Origin of the sequence: Peribacillus frigoritolerans (assembly GCF_030676415.1) — a bacterium.
GTDB classification, from domain to species: domain Bacteria; phylum Bacillota; class Bacilli; order Bacillales; family DSM-1321; genus Peribacillus; species Peribacillus frigoritolerans_A.
The window spans coordinates 1-437 of sequence record NZ_JAUUTW010000106.1 but is presented as its reverse complement, the minus strand read 5'-3'; the positions used below and the strand labels follow the sequence as shown (position 1 = coordinate 437).

Below are 437 nucleotides of genomic sequence, written 5' to 3'. Positions count from 1 at the left end.
GCTAATCTCAGGGAGCAAGCTCCCATCGATTCGCTCGACTTGCATGTATTAGGCACGCCGCCAGCGTTCGTCCTGAGCCAGGATCAAACTCTCCGAAGAAATGTTTGACTTGCTCATTTGCTTTTTTAATAGTGTGTGCTCACTTAAAATTTAACGTTGGCGCTTTGTTTTGTTCAGTTTTCAAAGAGCAATTTGTTTTTGGTTGTTTCAACTTATTCATCTTAACATAACACTGAATAGTTGTCAACTTCTACGAAGAATTCTTTTTTTAAAAATCGCTCATTAATTAGGCGACTTCATTATCATACTTCTATTTTTCTTTAGTGTCAACATTTAATCCGTAAAATAAGAATCTCTAATAACACTTTCCTCTTGAAACCATCTTGTTAATGAATACAAAAAAACCACCGTACGTGTTTCATCATTAAATTAATCAA

At 35.0% G+C, this 437-nt stretch carries 1 rRNA gene; it reads right to left on the bottom strand.

The window, feature by feature from the left end:
• Positions 1–99: ribosomal RNA gene (locus Q8G36_RS28665) — 16S ribosomal RNA — on the bottom strand; the annotation flags it as partial.
• Positions 100–437 lie beyond the last annotated feature (338 nt).